This is a genomic window from Nakamurella multipartita DSM 44233 (assembly GCF_000024365.1).
GTDB classification, from domain to species: domain Bacteria; phylum Actinomycetota; class Actinomycetes; order Mycobacteriales; family Nakamurellaceae; genus Nakamurella; species Nakamurella multipartita.
The window spans coordinates 3251959-3271266 of sequence record NC_013235.1 but is presented as its reverse complement, the minus strand read 5'-3'; the positions used below and the strand labels follow the sequence as shown (position 1 = coordinate 3271266).

The 19308-nt window shown below is 71.4% G+C and carries 17 protein-coding genes and 1 pseudogene; 13 read left to right on the top strand and 5 right to left on the bottom strand.

Annotated features, from left to right (window positions below; all coding sequences use genetic code 11):
• Positions 1-25 precede the first annotated feature (25 nt).
• Positions 26-403, bottom strand: a complete 378-nt coding sequence (locus tag NAMU_RS14720; protein WP_015748193.1) for an ArsR/SmtB family transcription factor — start codon at positions 401-403, stop codon at positions 26-28.
• A gap of 137 nt (positions 404-540) precedes the next feature.
• Entirely contained in the window at positions 541-1602 is a 1062-nt protein-coding gene (locus NAMU_RS14715) for a LacI family DNA-binding transcriptional regulator (protein ID WP_015748192.1), read from the bottom strand.
• Between the two features lie 163 nt (positions 1603-1765).
• On the opposite strand from NAMU_RS14715, the gene NAMU_RS14710 reads away from it, so the two are divergent.
• The 3 genes from NAMU_RS14710 (at position 1766) to hisG (ending at position 4622) form a co-directional block, all read left to right on the top strand.
• Positions 1766-3388: a glycoside hydrolase family 13 protein gene (locus NAMU_RS14710; RefSeq protein ID WP_015748191.1), complete on the top strand. Its 1623-nt coding sequence runs from the start codon at positions 1766-1768 to the stop codon at positions 3386-3388.
• 75 nt (positions 3389-3463) lie between these two features.
• Entirely contained in the window at positions 3464-3727 is a 264-nt protein-coding gene (locus NAMU_RS14705; protein ID WP_015748190.1) for a phosphoribosyl-ATP diphosphatase, read from the top strand.
• A 49-nt stretch (positions 3728-3776) separates the two neighbouring features.
• Positions 3777-4622, top strand: coding sequence for an ATP phosphoribosyltransferase (gene hisG, locus NAMU_RS14700; RefSeq protein WP_015748189.1), 846 nt, complete (start codon positions 3777-3779; stop codon positions 4620-4622).
• Here hisG and NAMU_RS14695 read toward each other — a convergent pair.
• A complete protein-coding gene (locus NAMU_RS14695; RefSeq protein ID WP_138180741.1) occupies positions 4603-5556 on the bottom strand; it encodes a RecB family exonuclease in 954 nt (317 codons plus the stop codon). The two genes, hisG and NAMU_RS14695, sit on opposite strands and share 20 nt — an antisense overlap.
• 156 nt (positions 5557-5712) lie before the next feature.
• On the opposite strand from NAMU_RS14695, the gene NAMU_RS30020 reads away from it, so the two are divergent.
• From NAMU_RS30020 to NAMU_RS14675, 4 genes and pseudogenes are all read left to right on the top strand, one after another.
• Entirely contained in the window at positions 5713-6909 is a 1197-nt protein-coding gene (locus NAMU_RS30020) for a site-2 protease family protein (RefSeq protein WP_169312506.1), read from the top strand.
• 11 nt (positions 6910-6920) lie between these two features.
• Positions 6921-7738 (top strand): annotated as a pseudogene (locus tag NAMU_RS14685) (tRNA (adenine-N1)-methyltransferase).
• 278 nt (positions 7739-8016) lie between these two features.
• The gene (arc, locus tag NAMU_RS14680) at positions 8017-9795 is read left to right on the top strand and encodes a proteasome ATPase (protein ID WP_015748186.1); all 1779 of its coding nucleotides are present in this window, start codon (positions 8017-8019) and stop codon (positions 9793-9795) included.
• A gap of 126 nt (positions 9796-9921) precedes the next feature.
• Positions 9922-10926: an aldo/keto reductase gene (locus NAMU_RS14675; protein WP_015748185.1), complete on the top strand. Its 1005-nt coding sequence runs from the start codon at positions 9922-9924 to the stop codon at positions 10924-10926.
• A 114-nt stretch (positions 10927-11040) separates the two neighbouring features.
• Here NAMU_RS14675 and NAMU_RS14670 read toward each other — a convergent pair whose 3' ends face one another.
• Both NAMU_RS14670 and NAMU_RS14665 read right to left on the bottom strand, forming a co-directional pair.
• Complete coding sequence (locus tag NAMU_RS14670) at positions 11041-12438, bottom strand: IS110 family RNA-guided transposase (RefSeq protein WP_041368389.1); 1398 nt, start codon at positions 12436-12438, stop codon at positions 11041-11043.
• A 323-nt stretch (positions 12439-12761) separates the two neighbouring features.
• Positions 12762-13967 (bottom strand): FUSC family protein, encoded by a 1206-nt coding sequence (locus NAMU_RS14665; RefSeq protein ID WP_015748184.1) that lies wholly within the window; start codon positions 13965-13967, stop codon positions 12762-12764.
• A 48-nt stretch (positions 13968-14015) separates the two neighbouring features.
• Between NAMU_RS14665 and dop the strand changes: the two genes are divergently transcribed.
• The 6 genes from dop (at position 14016) to NAMU_RS14635 (ending at position 19247) form a co-directional block, all read left to right on the top strand.
• On the top strand, positions 14016-15521 hold the full coding sequence (gene dop, locus NAMU_RS14660; protein WP_041370692.1) for a depupylase/deamidase Dop: 1506 nt from the start codon (positions 14016-14018) through the stop codon (positions 15519-15521).
• Between the two features lie 87 nt (positions 15522-15608).
• On the top strand, positions 15609-15803 hold the full coding sequence (locus NAMU_RS14655) for a ubiquitin-like protein Pup (protein WP_015748182.1): 195 nt from the start codon (positions 15609-15611) through the stop codon (positions 15801-15803).
• 53 nt (positions 15804-15856) lie between these two features.
• Complete coding sequence (gene prcB, locus NAMU_RS14650; protein WP_052308190.1) at positions 15857-16666, top strand: proteasome subunit beta; 810 nt, start codon at positions 15857-15859, stop codon at positions 16664-16666.
• An 80-nt stretch (positions 16667-16746) separates the two neighbouring features.
• A complete protein-coding gene (gene prcA, locus NAMU_RS14645; protein WP_015748180.1) occupies positions 16747-17556 on the top strand; it encodes a proteasome subunit alpha in 810 nt (269 codons plus the stop codon).
• Between the two features lie 321 nt (positions 17557-17877).
• Positions 17878-18615, top strand: coding sequence for an RNA polymerase sigma factor (locus NAMU_RS14640; protein WP_015748179.1), 738 nt, complete (start codon positions 17878-17880; stop codon positions 18613-18615).
• Positions 18612-19247, top strand: coding sequence for a hypothetical protein (locus tag NAMU_RS14635; RefSeq protein ID WP_015748178.1), 636 nt, complete (start codon positions 18612-18614; stop codon positions 19245-19247). The genes NAMU_RS14640 and NAMU_RS14635 overlap by 4 nt, the downstream gene beginning before the upstream one ends.
• Positions 19248-19308 lie beyond the last annotated feature (61 nt).

Below are 19308 nucleotides of genomic sequence, written 5' to 3'. Positions count from 1 at the left end.
GTGCGGGGCAACCACTACGGCGCGGTCACCGGCTGGCCGGGGTCTGGTTCGCGGTTTCGGTGGCGGCCGGCGGGCCCATCGGCGCCTGCAGGTCCTGGATCAGCCCGACCTGCTCGGTGAGCACCTCGGTGAGGATGGCGCGGGCCACGGCCAGCAGATCGGCCAGCTGCGGGGTGGTCAGCGAGTAGTACACCGCCGAGCCCTCCTTGCGGTTGGCGACCAATCCGGCCCGGCGGAGCACGGCCAGTTGCTGGGACAGGTTGGCCGCCTCGACGCCGACCTCCGGGAGCATTTCGGACACCGCGTGTTCACGTTGGCCAAGCAGCTCCAGCACCCGGATCCGGACCGGATGGCCGAGCGTCTTGAAGAACTCCGCCTTCAATTGGTAGAGCGGCGTAGCCAACTGGACTCCTAGGCAATTGCGAAGTTTTGCAACTGCTGAAGAATATCAGGCCGGTGAGGAGATACGGGCTGTGGCGGCCGCCACACCGAGACCGGCTGCGCGCGGTGGCCGCGGGGTGGGCGAGCGGGGGGCGGCGGCTAGCGCGGCGGTCCGCTGGACTGGCGGGCCTGGAGGTGCAGCGGCAGTACCCGGCGGCGTGGCGCCATGCCCGGTCGCCGGCTCAGGTACAGCTCACCGGCGATCCGTCCCTTGTCCAGCAGGGGCTGGCTGACCGTGGTCAGGCCGGCCGCAGCCGCCTCGGGGATGTCGTCGTAGCCGGTCACGGTCAGCTCGCCGGGCACCTCCAGGCCGCGCTCACGGGCGGCGGCCAGCGCGCCGAGGGCGAGCAGGTCCATCATCGCGCAGACCGCGGTCAGGTCCGGGCGGCGATCCAGCAGGGCGTGCAGGGCGTCCGCGCCGGACTCCGGGGTGTTCGTCGGTCGCTGCTCGATCGGCAGGTCCTCGATGCCGGCCGCGGCCAGGGCCTGCGCGAAGCCCAGGATGCGCGAGCGCTCCAGGGTCGGCACGGCCCGTTCGATCGTGGCCAGGCCGGTTGGTCCCGAGTAGAACGGGCGGGCCCCGGCCGTCAGGATGCCGATGCGCCGGTGGCCCAGCCCGGTCACCAGCTCGCCCATGGCCCGGCCGCCGGCGTGATCGTCCGGACCGACCCAGTCCACCCCGGGGACGTCGGCGGGCGAATCGACCACGACGGTGGGCAGCCGGCGTTCCAGGATCCGGGCCAGGTGCGGGTCGTCCGGGGTCACCGAGTACACGACGAACCCGTCGACGATCGCGTGGTCGACCGCGCTGGCCCGGCCGCCGGAGGAGTCGGTGGAGACCAGCAGCAGGTTCAGGCCGGCGCTGCGACAGCTGGTGGCCAGGCCCTGGATGAAGGCGATCGCGGCCGGATCGGTGAAGGCATAAGGCAACTCGTCGGTGAACAGCAGGCCCAGGGTGTCTGTGCGGCCGCGGCTGAGCTGCCGGGCGGCCGGATCCGGCCCCGAATAACCCTGCCGCCGGGCCTCGGCCAGCACCTGGGCGCGGACCGCGGTCGAGACCTTGTCCGGGCGGTTGAAGCTGTAGGAGACGGTGGCCGTGGACACGCCGACCGCCTGGGCCACGGTGGCCAGGGTCGGCCGATCGGGTCGGCGTCGGGGCATCGGTCCAGCCTAATCACGCGGTTAACAAATAACCAGAGTGCAGGACAACCCGTGACTCACCGCACAGCTGAGATCGATCCTTGACCCGAGGGCTGGTGAAGCGGTTAACTTGACCGAGCCGAATCCGGTCACCCCATCCGTTTCCACTTGCCCGAGGTCGTCGATGTCCGCAAACAGCCAGCCCGTGCCCGTCACCGCCGCCGAGCCGTCGTGGTGGCGGTCGGCCGTGATCTATCAGATCTACCCGCGCAGCTTCGCCGACGGCAACGGTGACGGCATCGGCGACCTGGCCGGCATCCGATCCCGGCTGCCGTACCTGGTCGACCTGGGGGTCGACGCGATCTGGATCAGCCCGTTCTATCCCTCGCCGCAGGCCGACGCCGGGTACGACGTCGCCGACTACCGCGACATCGACCCGGTCTTCGGCACCCTGCCGGAGTTCTCCGACCTGGTCGCCGAATGTCACCGCGCGAACGTGCGGGTGATCGTCGATCTGGTGCCCAACCACACCTCGGACCAGCACGCCTGGTTCCAGGCCGCGCTGGCCGCCGGCCCGGGCAGCCCGGAGCGCGCTCGGTACCTGTTCCGGGAGGGTCGCGGCGCCAACGGCGAGCTGCCGCCCAACAACTGGGTGTCCAACTTCGGCGGCCCGGCCTGGACCCGGGTGCCGGACGGGCAGTGGTACCTGCACCTGTTCGCCCCGCAGCAGCCCGACCTGGACTGGACCAACCCGGAGGTCGTGGCCGAGTTCCACGACATCCTGCGCTTCTGGATGAAGCTGGGCGTCGACGGCTTCCGCATCGACGTCGCGCACGGGCTGGCCAAGGACGCCGACCTGGCCGACCTGCCGGGCGGGGCCGAGGGGCACCTGCTGACCCCGGCCAACACCAACGACCACCCGCACTGGGACCGCGACGAGATCCATGAGGTCTACCGCGGCTGGCGCGCGGTCGTCGACGAGTTCGGCGGGGACCGGGTGTTCTGCGCCGAGGCGTACGTGCCCAACCCGCAGCGCTTCGCCGACTACGTGCGGCCCGACGAGCTGCACACCGCCTTCAACTTCGACTTCCTGCAGGCCACCTGGGACGCCGCCGACTACCGCCGGGTCATCGACGAGACGATGGCCAACCTGCGGGCGGTCGGCGCGCCGGCCACCTGGGTGCTGTCCAACCACGACGTGGTCCGGCACCCGACCCGCTTCGGCGGCGGCCAGCTCGGCCTGGACCGGGCCCGCGCCGGCACCCTGCTGATGTTCGCCCTGCCCGGCGGGGCCTACGTCTACCAGGGCGAGGAGCTCGGCCTGCCCGAGGTTCTGGATATCCCCGCGCAGTGGCGCCAGGACCCGATCTTCTTCCGCTCCGGCGGGGAGCGGCTGGGCCGCGACGGCTGCCGGGTGCCGCTGCCCTGGTCGGACACGCAGGCGCCGTACGGGTTCGGCCCGGCCGGCACCCCATGGCTGCCGCAGCGGCCGGTCTTCGGCGAGCTGTCCGTGCAGGCCCAGACCGGCGACCCGGCGTCGACCCTGGAGTTCTACCGGCGGGCCCTGCGCATCCGCCGCGAGCGGCCTGAGCTCGGCGACGGTCCCATGCAGTGGCTGGACGCCCCCGACGGCATGCTCGTGCTGGCCCGCGGCCAGTTCCGGTGCGCGATCAACTTCACCGACGAGCCGCTGCCGCTGCCGCCGTCCTGCGCCGGCGCGACCCTGCTGCTGAGCAGTTCGGCGACCGCCGATCAGGGGTTGGCAGAGCTCGGCGGCAACACCGCCGCGTGGTTCCTGGCCGGCTGATCCGGCCCCGGCCGCCCGCCGGGTTGGCGGGCGGGCGGTCGGCGCGACCCCGGACCTCTGCCACAATCGAGCACCGTGAAGACGTTCGATGCCCTGTACGCCGAGCTCACCGACCGGGCCCGCACCCGTCCGGAGGGTTCGGGCACCGTGCAGGCCCTGGACGCCGGAGTGCACGCCCAGGGCAAGAAGCTGCTCGAGGAGGCCGGCGAGGTGTGGCTGGCCGCCGAGCACGAGGACGACGACAGCCTCGCCCTGGAGATCTCCCAGCTGCTGTACCGGGCCCAGGTGATCATGATCGGGCGCGGCGTCACCCTCGAGCAGGTCTACCGGTACCTGTGAGCCGGCCCCCGCGGTGGGTCTGGTCGCTCCTGAAGCAGAAAGCGCAGCAATGTTGAAAGTCGCCGTGCCCAACAAGGGCACGCTGTCGGAACCGGCCGCCTCGATGCTCCGGGAGGCGGGGTACCGGGGACGGCACGAGTCCCGTGACCTGTCCGTGCTCGACGTCGCCAACGACGTCGAGTTCTACTTCCTGCGGCCCAAGGACATCGCCGTGTACGTCGGGTCCGGGAAGCTGGACCTGGGCATCACCGGCCGCGACCTGGCCGCCGACTCCGGCGCCCCGGTGCAGGAACTGGTCGGTCTGGGCTTCGGCTACTCGACGTTCCGCTACGCCGGCCCCGAGCACAAGGACTGGCACATCGCCGACCTGGCCGGCGCCCGGATCGCCACCTCCTACCCGAACCTGACCCGCAACGACCTGGCCGCGCACGGCATCGCCGCCGACGTCATCCGGTTGGACGGCGCCGTCGAGATCTCCGTGCAGCTGGGCGTGGCCGACGCCATCGCCGACGTCGTCGACTCGGGTCGCTCGCTGCGCCAGCACGGGCTGGTCGCGTTCGGCGATCCGATCCTCAAGTCCGAGGCGGTGCTGCTGGCCCGGATGGACACCGAGCCGTCGGCCGCCGCCCGCCAGGTCAGCAAGCGGCTGCAGGGCGTGGTCTTCGCCCAGCAGTACCTGATGCTGGACTACGACTGCCCGGTCGAGCTGCTGGACCGGGCCACCGCGATCACCCCCGGCCTGGAGTCCCCGACGGTCTCGCCGATGGCCGACCCGGCCTGGCGGGCGGTGCGCGCGATGGTCCGCCGCAACGAGGTCAACCCGGTGATGGATGCGCTGTTCGAGCTGGGCGCCAAGGCGATCCTGGCTTCGGACATCAGAACGTGCCGGCTGTGACCCCTGGCCCGATCGGGTCCGCACCGACGACCGTCATCGGCGCTCCAGCCGCCGGCGGTCCGGGAGACAATGCTCCGGGAGACGGTGCTCCGGGATACGGCGGGGGCGTGCCGCCGTACTCCGGGCACAGCGCCTGATGGGTGCACCAGCGACACATGGGGCCCCGGCGGGCCGGGAAGTTGCCCGATTCCAGGGCCGCGGTGACCGCGCGCCACAAGGCGCCGACCGCGTGCGAGAAGCCGATCAGCTCGGACTCGCTCGGCGCGTACTGCAGGGACAGGCCGTCGGCCAGGTAGATCAACTTGAGCTGGGCCGGCACCACGCCGCGCAGCCGGTAGATCATCAGGGCGTAGAACTTGAGCTGGTACAGCGCCCGGCCCTCGAAGTCCGGGCCGGGGGAGCGCCCGGTCTTGTAGTCGACGATGCGCAGCTCGCCGGTCGGCGCCAGGTCGAGCCGGTCGATGAACCCGCGCAGCGGCACCCCGTCCACGGTGTCGATCTCCACCGCGTACTCGCAGGCCTGCGGCTCGAACCGGCGCGGATCCTCCAGCCGGAAGTAGCTGCGCACCAGGTCCCGGGCCGAGTCCAGCCAGCCGGCCATCGCCTCGTCGGGCAGCATCCCGACCAGCTCCGGGCACTGCTCGGCCATCCGCTCCCAGGCCGGGCCGACCGCCTCGGCCGTCCGGCGGGGCGTGCGTTCCGGCCCGGGCCGGCCGAACATCTCCTCCAGCACGGTGTGCACGAGCGTGCCGCGCACCGCGGCCGGGCTGGGCGGCTCGGGCAACCGGTCCACCGCCCGCAGCCGGTACAGCAGCGGGCAGGACTTGAAGTCGCTGGCCCGGGACGGCGACAGGGCCAGCGGCCGGCGCGGCCGGGCCGCCTCCCCGAACGCCTCGGACGCCTCGGCCGGGTCCGTGCCGACCGGCTGGGCCATGGTCACCGTCATGCCCATCACGGTAGGGCGAGGCTCCGACAGTGCCGGGGCAGCGCGCCGCAGCAGTGGTCGCCCGGCCGGGCTCACGTCCCGCCGCGCGGTCGATCATCCAGCCGGGCGCGCAACCGGGGCGGCCTGCGGCACTACCCTGCGCTGGTGACATCCGGTCCTCGCGGCGCCGACCGGCCCCGGTTCTCCGCGGCCCGCGGCTGGCCGGTGGGCCGCATCGCCGGGGTCCAGATCCTGCTCACCCCGTCCTGGATCGCCTCGGTCGTGGTCATTGCCGTCCTCGGCGTCCCGGTCGTCGAGCGGGTCGTCCCGCAGACCGGCACCCCGCTCGCGGTGCTGGTCGCCTCGCTGTTGGGGGTGCTGGTCGGGGTCAGCGTGCTGGCCCACGAACTCGGCCACTGCGTGGTCGCCCGGTGGGTCGGCATCGAGGTGATCGCGGTGCGGCTCTACCTGCTCGGCGGGGTCAGCGAGCTGGCCGCCGGGCCACGGACCGCGCGGGCCGAGGCGCTGGTCGCGGCGGCCGGGCCGGCCGTCTCCGGGTTGCTCGCCGGCGTCTTCTGGCTGGCCCTGCAGCCCACCCAGGCGGGCACCCTGGGCTGGCTGGTCCTGTTGCTGCTCGCCCTGTCGAACCTGATCATCGCCCTGTTCAACCTGCTCCCGGCGCTGCCGCTGGACGGCGGGCGGGTGATCCGCGCGGGCATCTGGGGCGCCTCCGGCAGCCGCCGGGCCGGCACCGTCGCCGCCGTGGTCGGCGGGTACCTGCTGGCCGCCGCGCTGGCCGGCTGGGCCGTCTGGCAACTGGTCCGGGAGGGGTCGACGGCGCTGCTGCCGGCCGGGATCGCCGTAGTCATGGCCGCTTTCGTGGTCGTCGGGGTGATCGCCGAGGGCGGCGATGTGGGCTCCGATGACTCCGAGACCGGCGAGCCGATCTCGACCTCGTGGCCGGCCGGCGTCGCGCTCGCCTCGATCTCCCGGCCGGTGGTCCGGCTCGGGACCGACGTACCGGTGCACGCCGCGCTGGCGGCCGCGGCCGCGGGCGCGGTCATCCTGGTCCAGGCCGACGGCATCGCCCGGGGCGTACTGGACGAGCCGGCCGCCCGCGAGCTGGCCGGACGGGACCCGGCGGCGCCCGCATCCCTGGTCACCCGGCCCATCACCCCGGCCGCGATCGTCTTCGCCGGCGAAGACCCCGACGAGGTGCTGGCACGGGCGCGCCGCGCGCCGATCGATCCGTTCGTGCTGGTCGACGCGTCCGGCACGCCGACGGGGATCGTCCGCGCCGCGGACCTGCTGGCCGTGCCCCGGGCCCATCACAACCGAACCATCGGAAGGAAGAGCGGTTGAGCGAGTCTGACGTGCGGGGGGCCTTCCGGCCGGGGGATCGGGTGCAGCTCACCGATTCCAAGGGACGCAAGTACACGGTCGTCCTGGAGCAGGGGGCGACCTACCACACCCACCGCGGCGCGCTGGCCCACGACAACCTGATCGGGCAACCCGAGGGCAGCGTGGTCACCTCGGCCGGGGGCAGTGCCTACCTGGCGCTGCGTCCGCTGCTGACCGACTACGTCATGTCGATGCCGCGGGGTGCCGCGGTGATCTACCCCAAGGACGCCGCCCAGATCGTGCACTGGGGGGACATCCATCCGGGGGCGACCGTGCTGGAGGCCGGCGCCGGGTCCGGCGCGTTGACCTGCTCGCTGTTGCGCGCCGTGGGCGAGCAGGGCCGGGTGATCTCCTACGAGGTCCGGCAGGACCACGCCGATCACGCCATCCGTAACGTCGAGCGGTTCTTCGGTGGCCGCCCGGACAACTGGTTCCTGACCGTCGCCGACCTGGCCGAGCACCGGGAACCGGTCGACCGGGTGGTGCTGGACATGCTCGAACCCTGGGCGGTGCTACCGACCGTCGCGGACTGCCTGGTCCCCGGCGGGGTGCTGACGGTCTACGTGCCGACCACCACCCAGCTGTCCCGGATTGCCGAGGACATCCGGCTGCACGGCGGCTTCACCGAGCCCTACGGGTGGGAGACGATGCACCGCTCGTGGCACCTGGTCGGGCTCGCGGTCCGGCCCGGATGACCGGGCACACCGCGTTCCTGCTGACCGCCCGCCGGCTGGCCCCCGGGGTGACCACCCCGCGCCCGCAGCGGCGACCCACCACCAGCGGTCGCTGAACCGGTCCGGTCCGGCCGGGCACATTGTCGGCCGATGACGGGCCGGTAACAATCCCGCGGCGGGTGGCACCGATCGGGTTCCCGACCCGCCCGGTCGAGTGGATCTTTTCGCATGCGAAACTGCCTGCTCAACGGCATCACGGTCGGCGCGTCGCGCCTCTGTGTCGGTGACGGGCCCGCAACCGGCCCGTGAGCCACGTCGCCGTCGACCTCCGTCCCGGGCGCGGAAGTCGCAGGTAGGCTTGCTTTTTGCAGCGTCCGTCTTGAGGGAGGGCAATGTGACCGGCTACGACTCCTCGGAAGAGGCAGAACGGGATTCCAGTCCCGCCGATGGTTACCGCCAGACCCCCGCGCAACTGTCTGCCCAGATTCGGGTCCTCAACGATGAGATCGCCCAGCTGCGCCGCCGGCTGGCCATCACCCCCACGGACACGCGTCCGCTGGAACGCCAACTCACCGAGTCGGCGAACCGGATCAACGCGCTGTCCGAACGCAACGAAAAGCTCGTCGTCACCTTGCGTGATGCCCGGGCCCAGTTGCTCCAGCTCAAGGAGGAGGTGGACCGGCTCGCCCAGCCGCCCAGCGGCTATGGGGTGTTCCTGTCCGCCGGGCCCGAGGGCACCGCCGAGGTGTTCACCGGCGGCCGCCGGATGCGCCTGGCCGTCTCGCCGACGGTCGAGGTCGAGCAGCTCAAGCGCGGTCAGCAGCTGCGGCTGAACGAGGCGCTGACGGTGGTGGAGGCGGCCCAGTTCGACGTCATCGGCGAGGTCTGCTCGCTGCGCGAGGTGCTGGACGGCGATCGGGCACTGGTCGTCGGGCACGCCGACGAGGAGCGGGTGGTGCACCTGGCCGCCCCGCTGATGGACATCGCGCTCAAGCCCGGCGATTCGCTGCTGATCGACTCCAAGGCCGGCTACGCCTACGAACGGGTGCCCAAGTCCGAGGTCGAGGACCTGGTGCTGGAAGAGGTGCCGGACGTCGCCTACGAGGACATCGGCGGCCTGACCCGGCAGATCGAGCAGATCCGCGACGCCGTGGAGCTGCCGTTCCTGCACGCCGACCTGTACCGCGAGTACAAGCTGCGCCCACCCAAGGGCGTCCTGCTCTACGGCCCGCCCGGCTGTGGCAAGACGCTGATCGCCAAGGCGGTGGCCAACTCGCTGGCCAAGAAGGTGGCCGCGTTGCGCGGCGAGGAGACGCACACCAGCTACTTCCTCAACATCAAGGGTCCCGAGCTGCTCAACAAGTACGTCGGCGAGACCGAGCGGACCATCCGGCTGATCTTCCAGCGGGCCCGGGAGAAGGCGTCCGACGGCACCCCGGTGATCGTGTTCTTCGACGAGATGGATTCGGTGTTCCGCACCCGCGGCACCGGCGTCTCCTCCGACGTGGAGACCACGATCGTGCCCCAGCTGCTCAGCGAGATCGACGGCGTGGAGGGCCTGGAGAACGTCATCGTGATCGGCGCGTCGAACCGCGAGGACATGATCGACCCGGCCATCCTGCGGCCCGGCCGGCTGGACGTGAAGATCAAGATCGAGCGGCCGGACGCCGAGGCGGCCCGGGACATCTTCACCAAGTACCTGGTCACCGAGCTGCCGATCCACCCGGAGGATCTCGCCGAGTTCGGCGGGGACCGTCAGGCCTGCCTGAGCGGGATGATCCAGCACACCGTGGAGCGGATGTACACCGAGACCGACGAGAACCGCTTCCTGGAGGTCACCTACGCCAACGGGGACAAGGAGGTCCTGTACTTCAAGGATTTCAACTCCGGGGCCATGATCCAGAACATCGTCGACCGGGCCAAGAAGTCGGCGATCAAGTCGCGGATCGAGACCGGCGTCAACGGGTTGCGGGTGTCCCAACTGCTCGAGGCGATCACCGACGAGTTCGCCGAGAACGAGGACCTGCCGAACACCACCAATCCCGACGACTGGGCGCGCATCTCCGGTAAGAAGGGCGAGCGGATCGTCTACATCCGCACGCTGGTCTCCGGCAAGCAGTCCGAGGGCTCGCGGGCCATCGACACCGCATCGAATACGGGGCAGTACCTGTAAGCCCTCTCGCCGAGCCAGGCCCACACCGGCCGCGCCGTCCCCGGACGGCGCGGCCGGTCGGTCTCCGGCGGTTTCCGTCTCTTTCCGGCTGGGGAGCGCGCACGGCGCCCGGGTAAGTTCGGGCCCGTGCCCGACCCGATCTTCAGCTCGCCCCCCACCGCCCATCGCCGGGGTCGCCCGCGCCGGGCCCGCTGGGCCCTGGGTACCGCCGTGCTCGGCCGGCCGGCCTACATCAACACCGGCAGCGGGTCCGAACTGCCAGCCGACCGGTCGGTGGAGTCCTACCGGGCGCACACCGCCGTCATGCTCGACGCCGCGGTGGCCGCCGGCGTCGACTGGATCGACACCGCCCGCTCCTACGGCCGGGCCGAGGAGTTCGTCGGCGACTGGTGGCGGGCCCGCGCGGCCGCCGACCCGCGGTGGGCCGACCGGGCCCCGACGATCTCCAGCAAGTGGGGCTACCGGTACGTCGGCGACTGGGACATGCAGGCCGCCGTGCACGAGGTCAAGGACCATTCGCTGGCTCACTTCCGGGCCCAGCTGGCCCTGACCCGCGCGTGCCTGCCCCGGCTGAACCTCTACCAGGTGCATTCGCTGACCCTGGATTCGCCGCTGTTCGACGACCGCCCGCTGCTGGCGGCGTTGGGCGAGCTGCGCGACCACGGGGTGGCGATCGGCTTCTCGTCCTCCGGCCCGCAGCAGGCCGAGATCATCCGGCGGGCGATGGAGATCGACGTCGACGGGGCGCGGCTGTTCTCCGCGGTGCAGGCCACCTGGAACCTGCTCGAACCCAGCGCCGGGCCGGCGCTGCGCGAGGCGTCCCGGCGGGAGCTGACCGTGGTCGTCAAGGAATCGCTGGCCAACGGCCGGCTGGTGTTCAACCCGCCACCGGCGCTGCAGGCGGTGGCCCGGCGGCACGACGCCGGCATCGACGCGGTCGCCCTGGCCGCGGTGGCCCAGCAGCCCTGGGCCGACCGGGTGCTGCTCGGCGCGGCCGGCGTCGACCAGCTGCACGCCAATCTGCGGGCCGACGCGGTCACGCTGACCGAGCAGGACCTGGCCGAGCTGGCCCCGGCGGCCATGGCCCCGGCCGGCTACTGGGCCCAGCGCTCGGACCTGGCCTGGCACTGACCCCAGACCAACCCGGCGCCCCCACCACCGGTTCGCTGACCGGAAAATCAACGTGCCGTTGGGCAGCCAAGGGTGACCCGTGGTGGTGACCATCGGGTTGAGTGGGTGTCGGGTTTAGGCGGCCGCGGTCAGGGTGACGTTGAAGCCGAGGGCTTCGAGTTGCCGGACGTGGTTACGGGTTCGGCGTCCGATGTCGATGCGTTGGTCGTTGAAGTCGACGCCGAGGTCGTGGAAGGTCGTGCCGGGGTTGGCGAGCAGGTGCCAGATGATGACAAGGATGGATCGGGCGATGGCGACGATCGTTTTGAGTTTGCCGCGGCGTTTGATCAGGCGTCGATAGCGTTCTCCCAGGAAGGTTTGGGTCTTGCCGCCGGTCGCGGCCGCTTCACCGAGCACGGCGCGCAGGTAACGGTTGCCCTTGCCGGTCTTACCGGTTGTTGATCGTTTCCCGGACTGGATCGTGCGGGGGCACAGCCGGGTCCAGGACACCAGATGGCCAGCGGTCGGGAACCGGCTCATGTCCAGCCCGATCTCGGCGATGATGACCTGTGCGTTGCTTGGGCCGATCCCGGGTATCTGGTCCAGGATCTTGATCATGTCTGCGGCCGTCGGCGGTGTCCGGCGCTGGGCCGCCTCGTCGGCGGGTGCGTTCGCCCTCGTACCGGGCCGAGTTTGGCCATCCGGTGCGGGGCGGTCCGGATCGGGGGTGTTACCGGCCGGCAACCTGGCCAGGAGTGCCTCGATGCGTGCGGTCAGGACGTCGATCTGATCGGTCAGCGTGTCGATCTGATGCAGCAGCATCCGGGCCAGCTCGGCGTGATGATCGTCGAACTGACCGGTCAGCGACTCGACCAGGTCGGCGTGCTTGAGCCGCATCCGGCCGCGGGCCATGCCGGCCAGAACCCGCGGGTCCCGCTGGCCCGCGATCAGGGCCTCAATCATGTCCCGGACGGACAGGGTGTCGATCCTGCTCGCCACGGAGGTGACCTTGATCAGGGCGTCCTCCAGCAGCTTCTCCAGCCGTTGCCAGTACCTGGTCCGGTCGCCGGTCAGATCGGCCCGCATCCGGGTGTAGTCGCGCAACTGCCGGACCTGCGCTGATGGCACGAACGATGGACGCAACAGCCCCTTCTCGGTGAGCTTGGCCAACCACACACTGTCCAGCTTGTCCGTTTTGGGGCGACCGGGGACGTTCTTGACATCGCGGGCATTGACCAACTGCACGTCCAGGCCATGAGCTTCCAGCAGATAGAACCAGATCCGCCAGTAGTCCGAGGTCGATTCCAGGGTCACCTTCTCGATGCCCTGGTCTGACAGCTGTGCGGCCAGGCCCAGGACCGCTCTGGTTCGGGCCGGGACGTCCCAGACTTTGCTCACTCGCCGACCCGTCCCGGACGCGGCTGGTACGCGAACGCAGACTGTGCCCGAGTCCTTGCCCACGTCGATCGCGCAGACCCGCTGCACGATCTGTTCATGGGGTTCGTCGAGGATCTCCTCGACCTGTTTGGTCATCACACCGCGTCGCTCCTTCCCTGAGGTGCACCACCGCCACGGCGGGCTGCCCGGGGGCCTCGGTCGGGAACCGAAAATCTGACCGGCGTGCTCGAAGCAACAGTGCGTGACCCGTCAAGGTCGGGCCCCGGCGCCAGACTGATCAACGGGCTCGAAGCTCAAGCGAACGAATCGGCGTCGACAGGCAACCCACCACCCATTTTCACGCCGTCGTGGCGTCACCGGAAGGGACAGGGTGACTGATCAAAGCCGCGCCGTCGGGGGGTGCGTGTCCGGTTCGGCGCGGGAAAGATCAGCGAAGCATCCGGGGGAGCGGCCGGGGGTCAGTCGCTGTCCAGGGCGGCCAGCCCCGCGTCCAGCTCGTCCAGGACGCGGCCGGTCTCGACGACCAGCGCGCTCAGGAACACCCCGCGGGACAGGTTGGCGGCCAGCATGTCGCCCAGATCGGTGTTGATCGCCTCGATCCGCTCCCGGGCGATGGTGATGGCGCGGTGCGCCGGGCCGGCGATGACCTCGACGGATGCGCCGCGTTCGGCCCGCAGCACGGTGTGGGCAAACGCCTCCACCGCGTCGGCGGTGGCCAGCAGCATGGCCGAGGCCATCGGCATCGGCAATTGCCGGCCGTCCCGCTCGGGAATCTTCACCGACAGGTCCCGCACGGTCCGGGCAATGGTGCGGCACTGCAGCTCGACGACCTGCAGGGTCTCGTTGGCCTGCCGCAGCCGGGTCATCGACGCCGCCCAGGACGCGCGGGTCGGATGCAGCGACAACGACTGGGCGGCCTTGCCCACCTCACCCTCGGCGCCGGCCGACAGCCGGCCCAGCGCCCGGGCGTCGAGCAGCCAGGCCATCGCGTCCCGGGAGGGCCAGGGCCGACCGATCCCGGTGGCCATGGTGCTCATCGCGTCGACCACGCCGTCGGCCAGAGTGGCTACCGCCCGGGTGGCCGCGGCGACGTGGTTGGGCGGGATGATGACGAAGTTGACGACGACCGCGACGCCCGCGCCGATCAGTGTGTCCAGGAACCGCTGCTCGATCCCGGAGCTGCCCAGGGCCAGCACGAACAGCCCGTTGATCGGGATCTGCGCGGCCGCGCCCGGGCCCAGGCGCAGCACTTTGCCGGCCAGGAAGCCGATGGCCACGATCAGCGCGATCGACCAGGCGTGCAGGCCGATGATGCTGCCCAACCAGATCGCCACCAGGATGCCCAGGGTGACCGCCAGCACCTTCTCGGCGGCGTCCCGGATCGACGCGCGGACGGTCAGCAGGGCGATCAGGGACGCGGTGATCGGGGCCCAGATGGGCGCCGGCGAATCCAGCCACCACTGGGCCAGTGCCCAGGACAGACCGGCTGAGACGGCCACCTTGACGGTCTGCACGATGACGCCCCGGTCGATCTCCAGCAGCTCGCCGATCGAGCGGTGCCGCCGCTGGCGGCCGGTGCGCAGGGCGTCCCAGCGGCGACGGATCACTTCCAGCGAGGTCGCGTCGGTCCCGTCCCGGGCGGTGGAAGACGGTGCGGGATCCATGCACCCGATCCTGCCCCAGGAACCGGCGGCTAGATTCTTCGTATGAGTGTGCGTCGCATCATGGGCACCGAAGTCGAGTACGGCATTTCGGTGCCGGGCGAGCCGGGCGTGAACCCGGTGATCTCCTCCACCCAGGTGGTCCTGGCCTACGCCGCCTCGGTGGCCGCGCCCCGGGCCCGCCGGCCCCGGTGGGACTACGAGGTGGAATCGCCGCTGCGGGACGCCCGCGGGTACGACCTGTCCTCGCTGTTCGGGGCGGCCGAACCGGACGTGGACGACATCGGTGCGGCCAATGTGATCCTGTCCAACGGGGCCCGCCTGTACGTCGACCACGCCCACCCGGAGTTCTCCGCCCCCGAGGTGACCAACCCGCTGGACGCCGTGCTCTACGACAAGGCCGGCGAGCGGGTGATGGAGACGGCGGCCCGGCTGGCCGCCTCGCTGCCCGGGTCCAAGCCGATCCAGATGTACAAGAACAACGTCGACGGCAAGGGCGCCTCCTACGGCACCCACGAGAACTACCTGTGCAGCCGGGACACCCCGTTCCCGGCGATCATCGCCGGCCTCACCCCGTTCTTTACCACCCGGCAGGTCTTCGCCGGCGCCGGGCGGGTGGGCATTGGGCCGGCCGGGCAGACCGAGGGCTTCCAGCTCGGCCAGCGCAGCGACTACATCGAGGTCGAGGTCGGCCTGGAGACCACTCTCAAGCGCGGCATCATCAACACCCGCGACGAGCCGCACGCCGACGCCGACAAGCACCGCCGCCTGCACGTGATCATCGGGGACGCGAACCTGGCTGAGATCGCCACCTACCTCAAGGTCGGCACGGCAGCCCTGGTGCTGGCCATGATCGAGTCCGGCTGGGCGCTGCCGTCGGTCGAGCTGGCCCACCCGGTGGCGGCGGTGCACCAGATCTCGCACGACCCGACGCTCAAGGTCACCGTCCCGCTCACCGACGGCCGCCGGCTGACCGGGGTGGACGTGCAGCGGGCCTACCACGAGGCGGCGGCCAAGTACGTCGAGGCCGAGTACGGCGATGACGTCGACGAGCAGACCCGGGACGTGCTGGACCGCTGGATCAGCGTGCTGGACCGGCTGGCCCACGACCCGATGGACCTGGCCTCCGAGCTGGACTGGCCGGCCAAGCTGCGGCTGCTGGAGGGCTATCGCAGCCGCGACGGGCTGGCCTGGGGCGCCGGCCGGCTGGCCCTGATCGACCTGCAGTACTCCGACGTGCGGATGGACAAGGGTCTGTACAACCGGCTGGTCTCCCGCGGGTCGATGCAGCGGCTGGTCACCGAGGAGCAGGTGACCGCGGCGATGACCGATCCGCCCGAGGACACCCGCGCCTACTTCCGCGGCCGCTGCGTGTCCAAGTACGCCGACCGCCTGGCCGCGGCGTCCTGGGACTCGGTCATCTTCGACATCGGCCGGGAATCGCTGGTGCGCATCCCGACCATGGAGCCCACCCGGGGCACCAAGGCGCACGTGGGGGCCCTGCTGGACGCCGCCGCGGACGCGACCGAACTGGTCGACGCACTCACCCGCCGGTGAGGCGTGCTCGGCCGACCGGGTGCCTGCGGCGCACGGTCGGAGCTCGTCGGTATCCTCGCGCGTAGTGCAACAGATCGGAGACCAGAAATGGCCCAGGAGCGGACCACTCGGCAAGGCGGCGGGGACGGCGACGACGACGCCGCCGGCGCCGATGCAGCCGGTCAGGAACGACGCGAGAAGCTGGCCGCGGAAACCGACGACATCCTCGACGAGATCGACGACGTCCTGGAGTCCAACGCCGAGGACTTCGTCCGGTCGTATGTGCAGAAGGGTGGCCAGTGACCGTTGACGGTCAGGTCGGGCGCTGGCCGGTCTCGGCCATCCCGGCGGCATACATGCGGCCCGGCAGCGGGTCGTTCACCGAGTTCCTGGCCGGGGCGGAGCCGCATCTGTTGCCCGGCCGCGCGGGCGCTCAGCCGGCCGGGGCCGCTCCGGCCGTCCCGCACGGCACCACGATCGTCGCGCTGACCTGCGAGCAGGGCGTGGTGGTGGCCGGCGACCGGCGGGCCACCATGGGCAACATCATCGCCCAGCGGGACATCGAGAAGGTCTTCGTCGCCGACTCCCATTCGGCCATCGGCATCGCCGGCACCGCCGGGCTGGCCGTGGAGATGGTGCGGCTGTTCCGGCTGGAGCTGGAGCACTACGAGAAGATCGAGGGCGTCCGGCTGTCCCTGGACGGCAAGGCCAACCGGCTGGCCACGATGATCCGCGGCAACCTGGGCATGGCCATGCAGGGCCTGGCCGTGGTGCCGCTGTTCGCCGGGGTCGAGGAGGATCCCGAGGTCGACCCGGTCAAGCGCGGCCCCGGTGGGGGCCGCATCTTCTCCTACGACGTCGCCGGCGGGAAGTACGAGGAGCACGACTACTACGCGGTCGGTTCCGGCTCCACCTTCGCCCGGTCGGCGCTCAAGAAGCGGTACAACGCGGCGGCCGACCTGCCCGGTGCGGTGCGGACCGCGGTCGAGGCCCTGTACGACGCGGCCGACGACGACAGCGCCACCGGCGGTCCCGACCTGACCCGGCGGATCTTCCCGGTGGTGGTTGCGATCACCGCGCAGGGGGCCGTCCGCTGGTCCGACGACGAGGTGGGCGTGGTGGCCGAGGCCGTGGTGGCCGGCCGCATGGTCAACCCGGGCGGCTGAGTCCACCCGGCCCACTCGACGGCCCGCCCGACCCCTGATGGCCGCCCGACCACTACATCGTTCGAGGAGAACCACCCGCCGTGAGCATGCCGACGATCTACGCCTCTCCCGAACAGTTCATGCGGGACCGCTCGGAGTACGCCCGCAAGGGCATCGCCCGCGGCCGCAGCGTGGTGGTCACCCTGTTCGAGGGCGGTGTGCTGTTCGTCGCGGAGAACCACTCGCCGGCGCTGCACAAGGTCAGCGAGATCTACGACCGGATCGGCTTCGCCGCGGCCGGCCGGTACAACGAGTTCGAGAACCTGCGGACCGCCGGCATCCGGCTGGCCGACGTGCGGGGCTTCTCCTACGACCGCAAGGACGTCACCGGCCGCTGGTTGGCCAACGCCTACGCCCAGACCATCGGCTCGATCTTCTCCGAGCACCAGAAGCCGTTCGAGGTGGAGATCTGCGTGGCCGAGGTCGGCCCGCCGCGCCCGCCCCGGCCGGCCGGGGCGCCGCCCGCGGCGGACGGCTCGCCCGGCACCGGTGACCAGCTCTACCGCATCTCCTATGACGGTTCCATCGTCGAGGAGCGCAAGTTCGTCGTCATGGGCGGGGTCAACGAGCCGGTCATCACCGCGCTCAACGCCTCCTTCCGGGCCGGCTGGGACCTGCCGACGGCGCTGCGGGCCGCGGTGACCGCGCTCGGTTCCACCGGCGACAACCCGCCCCGCGAGCTGCTGCCCACCCAGCTGGAAGTCGCCGTGCTCGACCGCTCCGCGGTCGGCCGCACGTTCCGCCGCATCCCGGCCGCGCTGCTGGCCACCCTGCTCGCGCCGCCCGCGGCCGCCGACGTCGCCGACGCCCCGGCCGCCGAGGCGGACCCGGCCGAACCCGACCAGGGCTGACCGACCCCTCCGTCCAGGGGTCACTGCACTGTGACCCACATCACGTCCGCGTCGGCCGACGAGTTGCCCGGACGCGTATCACCCGGCCCGGCGGCCCCGTCCTGTGCATGTTCAGGTAGGGCCTGGCTGAGGGGTGCAGGTCCTATCCCGATCGAAAGAACCGCCCCTAAGCTGCTGTTGACGCCTGCTTGAACCCGACACCATGGTCGCCAGCAGCTTGCGTCGACCCGTCACATCCGGGAGGAACCGTGCGCTCCAGCGTCCGTCGCGTTCCGCGTCCCCGGATGTGGTCGGTCGTCGACCGGAAAGGGGAGTTCGACCGTGATCGGCTCTGACCAGGACACCGTGACCACCGCGACGTCTGTCTCCGCTGAGACCGCCGAGTCTGCCGAGGGCCAGGGGGCGACAGCGCCGACCGGGCCGACCGGGCCGACCGGACCGGCAGCGCCCACAGCCCCACCGGCCACCCGGGGGACCACTCCGGAGGGACTGCGGCGCCGGGATGTCGGCGATCTCGTAGTCCGCGCCGGCACCGCCTTCGAGGAGTACCGCAACGGGGTGCCCGGGGCCATCGACACCCTGGTCCGCCTGGTCAGCCCCATGCTCTGGCACACCGCCCGGCAGTGCGGCCTGTCCGCCGCCGAGGCCGAGGACGTCGTCCAGCAGACGTTCATGTCCCTGGTCCGCAGCAAGGACAGCATCAGCGACCCGTTGGCCGTGGTCCGCTGGCTGACCGTGAGCCTGCGCCGGCTGGCCTGGCGGGAACGCGCGAACAGTGCCAAGCGTTCCGGTGAGGAACCCACCGACGAGGACCTGCCCCGGGCGCCGTCCGCCGAACACGCCGCCGTGCTGACCGACCAGCAACGACGACTGTGGGCGCTGGTCTCCGAGATGTCCGAACGCTGCCGGCGCCTGCTGGCGGTCATCGCCTTCGCACCACGACCTGATTACGCCACCATCGCGGTGGATCTGGGCATACCGGTGGGTTCCATCGGTCCGACACGAGGCCGCTGTCTGGCGAAGCTGCGGGCCCGACTCGACGGGGGAGACTGGACATGAGCGCAACCAGTGCCAATACGGCCGGTGCGGCCGACAACGAGCGCCACCCGGTTCCGTTCGACGGCAGCGTGCGGCTCCCGGACCTGCTCGGTGGCCTGGACCTGGACGCCGGCTTCGACTGGGACGACACGCCCGAGGAGGAGGCCGCGGTCGCCCCGATGGACCGGGCCGACCTGCGCATCCTGGCCGACCTGCAGGCGATCTACGACGCGGTCGACCCGATGCCGCCGATGCTGCCCGACCTCGTGCTCTTCGGACTGGACGGGCACGACCTGGAGGCCGAGTTCGCCCGCCTGGTCGAATCCGAGCTCGCGGTGGCCGGGGCGGCCGGCACCCGATCGGTCGAGCATGCCCGCCGGGTGACCTTCGCCAGCGACAACCTGACCGTCATGGTCGTGGTCAATCCGCAGCGGGACGGCAAGGTCCGGCTCGACGGCTGGGCCGCACCGGGCGGCCGGCTGCACGCGGAACTGCGGGTCGGCGAGGCGACCATGACCGCCGAATGCGACGAGTCCGGCCGGTTCGTCTTCGACGCCGTGCCGACCGGCCCGGCCCAGCTCGTGCTGCACCCGACGCTGGATTCCGACCCGTCGCTGACCCTGCCCGTGGTCACCCCGGCCGTGCACCTGTAAGGACCGCGAACCGGCCGGATTCACCCGCCCGGGGCGCCCGGTGACCCCCGAGATGTCGGTT

What these genes read in the sequence shown, in the direction of transcription:
- prcB (WP_052308190.1), top strand. Translation starts at nt 15,857, where the DNA reads ATGCGGCCCGGCAGCGGGTCGTTCACCGAGTTCCTGGCCGGGGCGGAG.
- NAMU_RS14655 (WP_015748182.1), top strand. Translation starts at nt 15,609, where the DNA reads ATGGCCCAGGAGCGGACCACTCGGCAAGGCGGCGGGGACGGCGACGAC.
- NAMU_RS14670 (WP_041368389.1), bottom strand. Translation starts at nt 12,438, where the DNA reads ATGACCAAACAGGTCGAGGAGATCCTCGACGAACCCCATGAACAGATC.
- NAMU_RS14665 (WP_015748184.1), bottom strand. Translation starts at nt 13,967, where the DNA reads ATGGATCCCGCACCGTCTTCCACCGCCCGGGACGGGACCGACGCGACC.
- NAMU_RS14635 (WP_015748178.1), top strand. Translation starts at nt 18,612, where the DNA reads ATGAGCGCAACCAGTGCCAATACGGCCGGTGCGGCCGACAACGAGCGC.
- NAMU_RS14715 (WP_015748192.1), bottom strand. Translation starts at nt 1,602, where the DNA reads ATGCCCCGACGCCGACCCGATCGGCCGACCCTGGCCACCGTGGCCCAG.
- hisG (WP_015748189.1), top strand. Translation starts at nt 3,777, where the DNA reads ATGTTGAAAGTCGCCGTGCCCAACAAGGGCACGCTGTCGGAACCGGCC.
- NAMU_RS14695 (WP_138180741.1), bottom strand. Translation starts at nt 5,556, where the DNA reads ATGGCCCAGCCGGTCGGCACGGACCCGGCCGAGGCGTCCGAGGCGTTC.
- NAMU_RS14710 (WP_015748191.1), top strand. Translation starts at nt 1,766, where the DNA reads ATGTCCGCAAACAGCCAGCCCGTGCCCGTCACCGCCGCCGAGCCGTCG.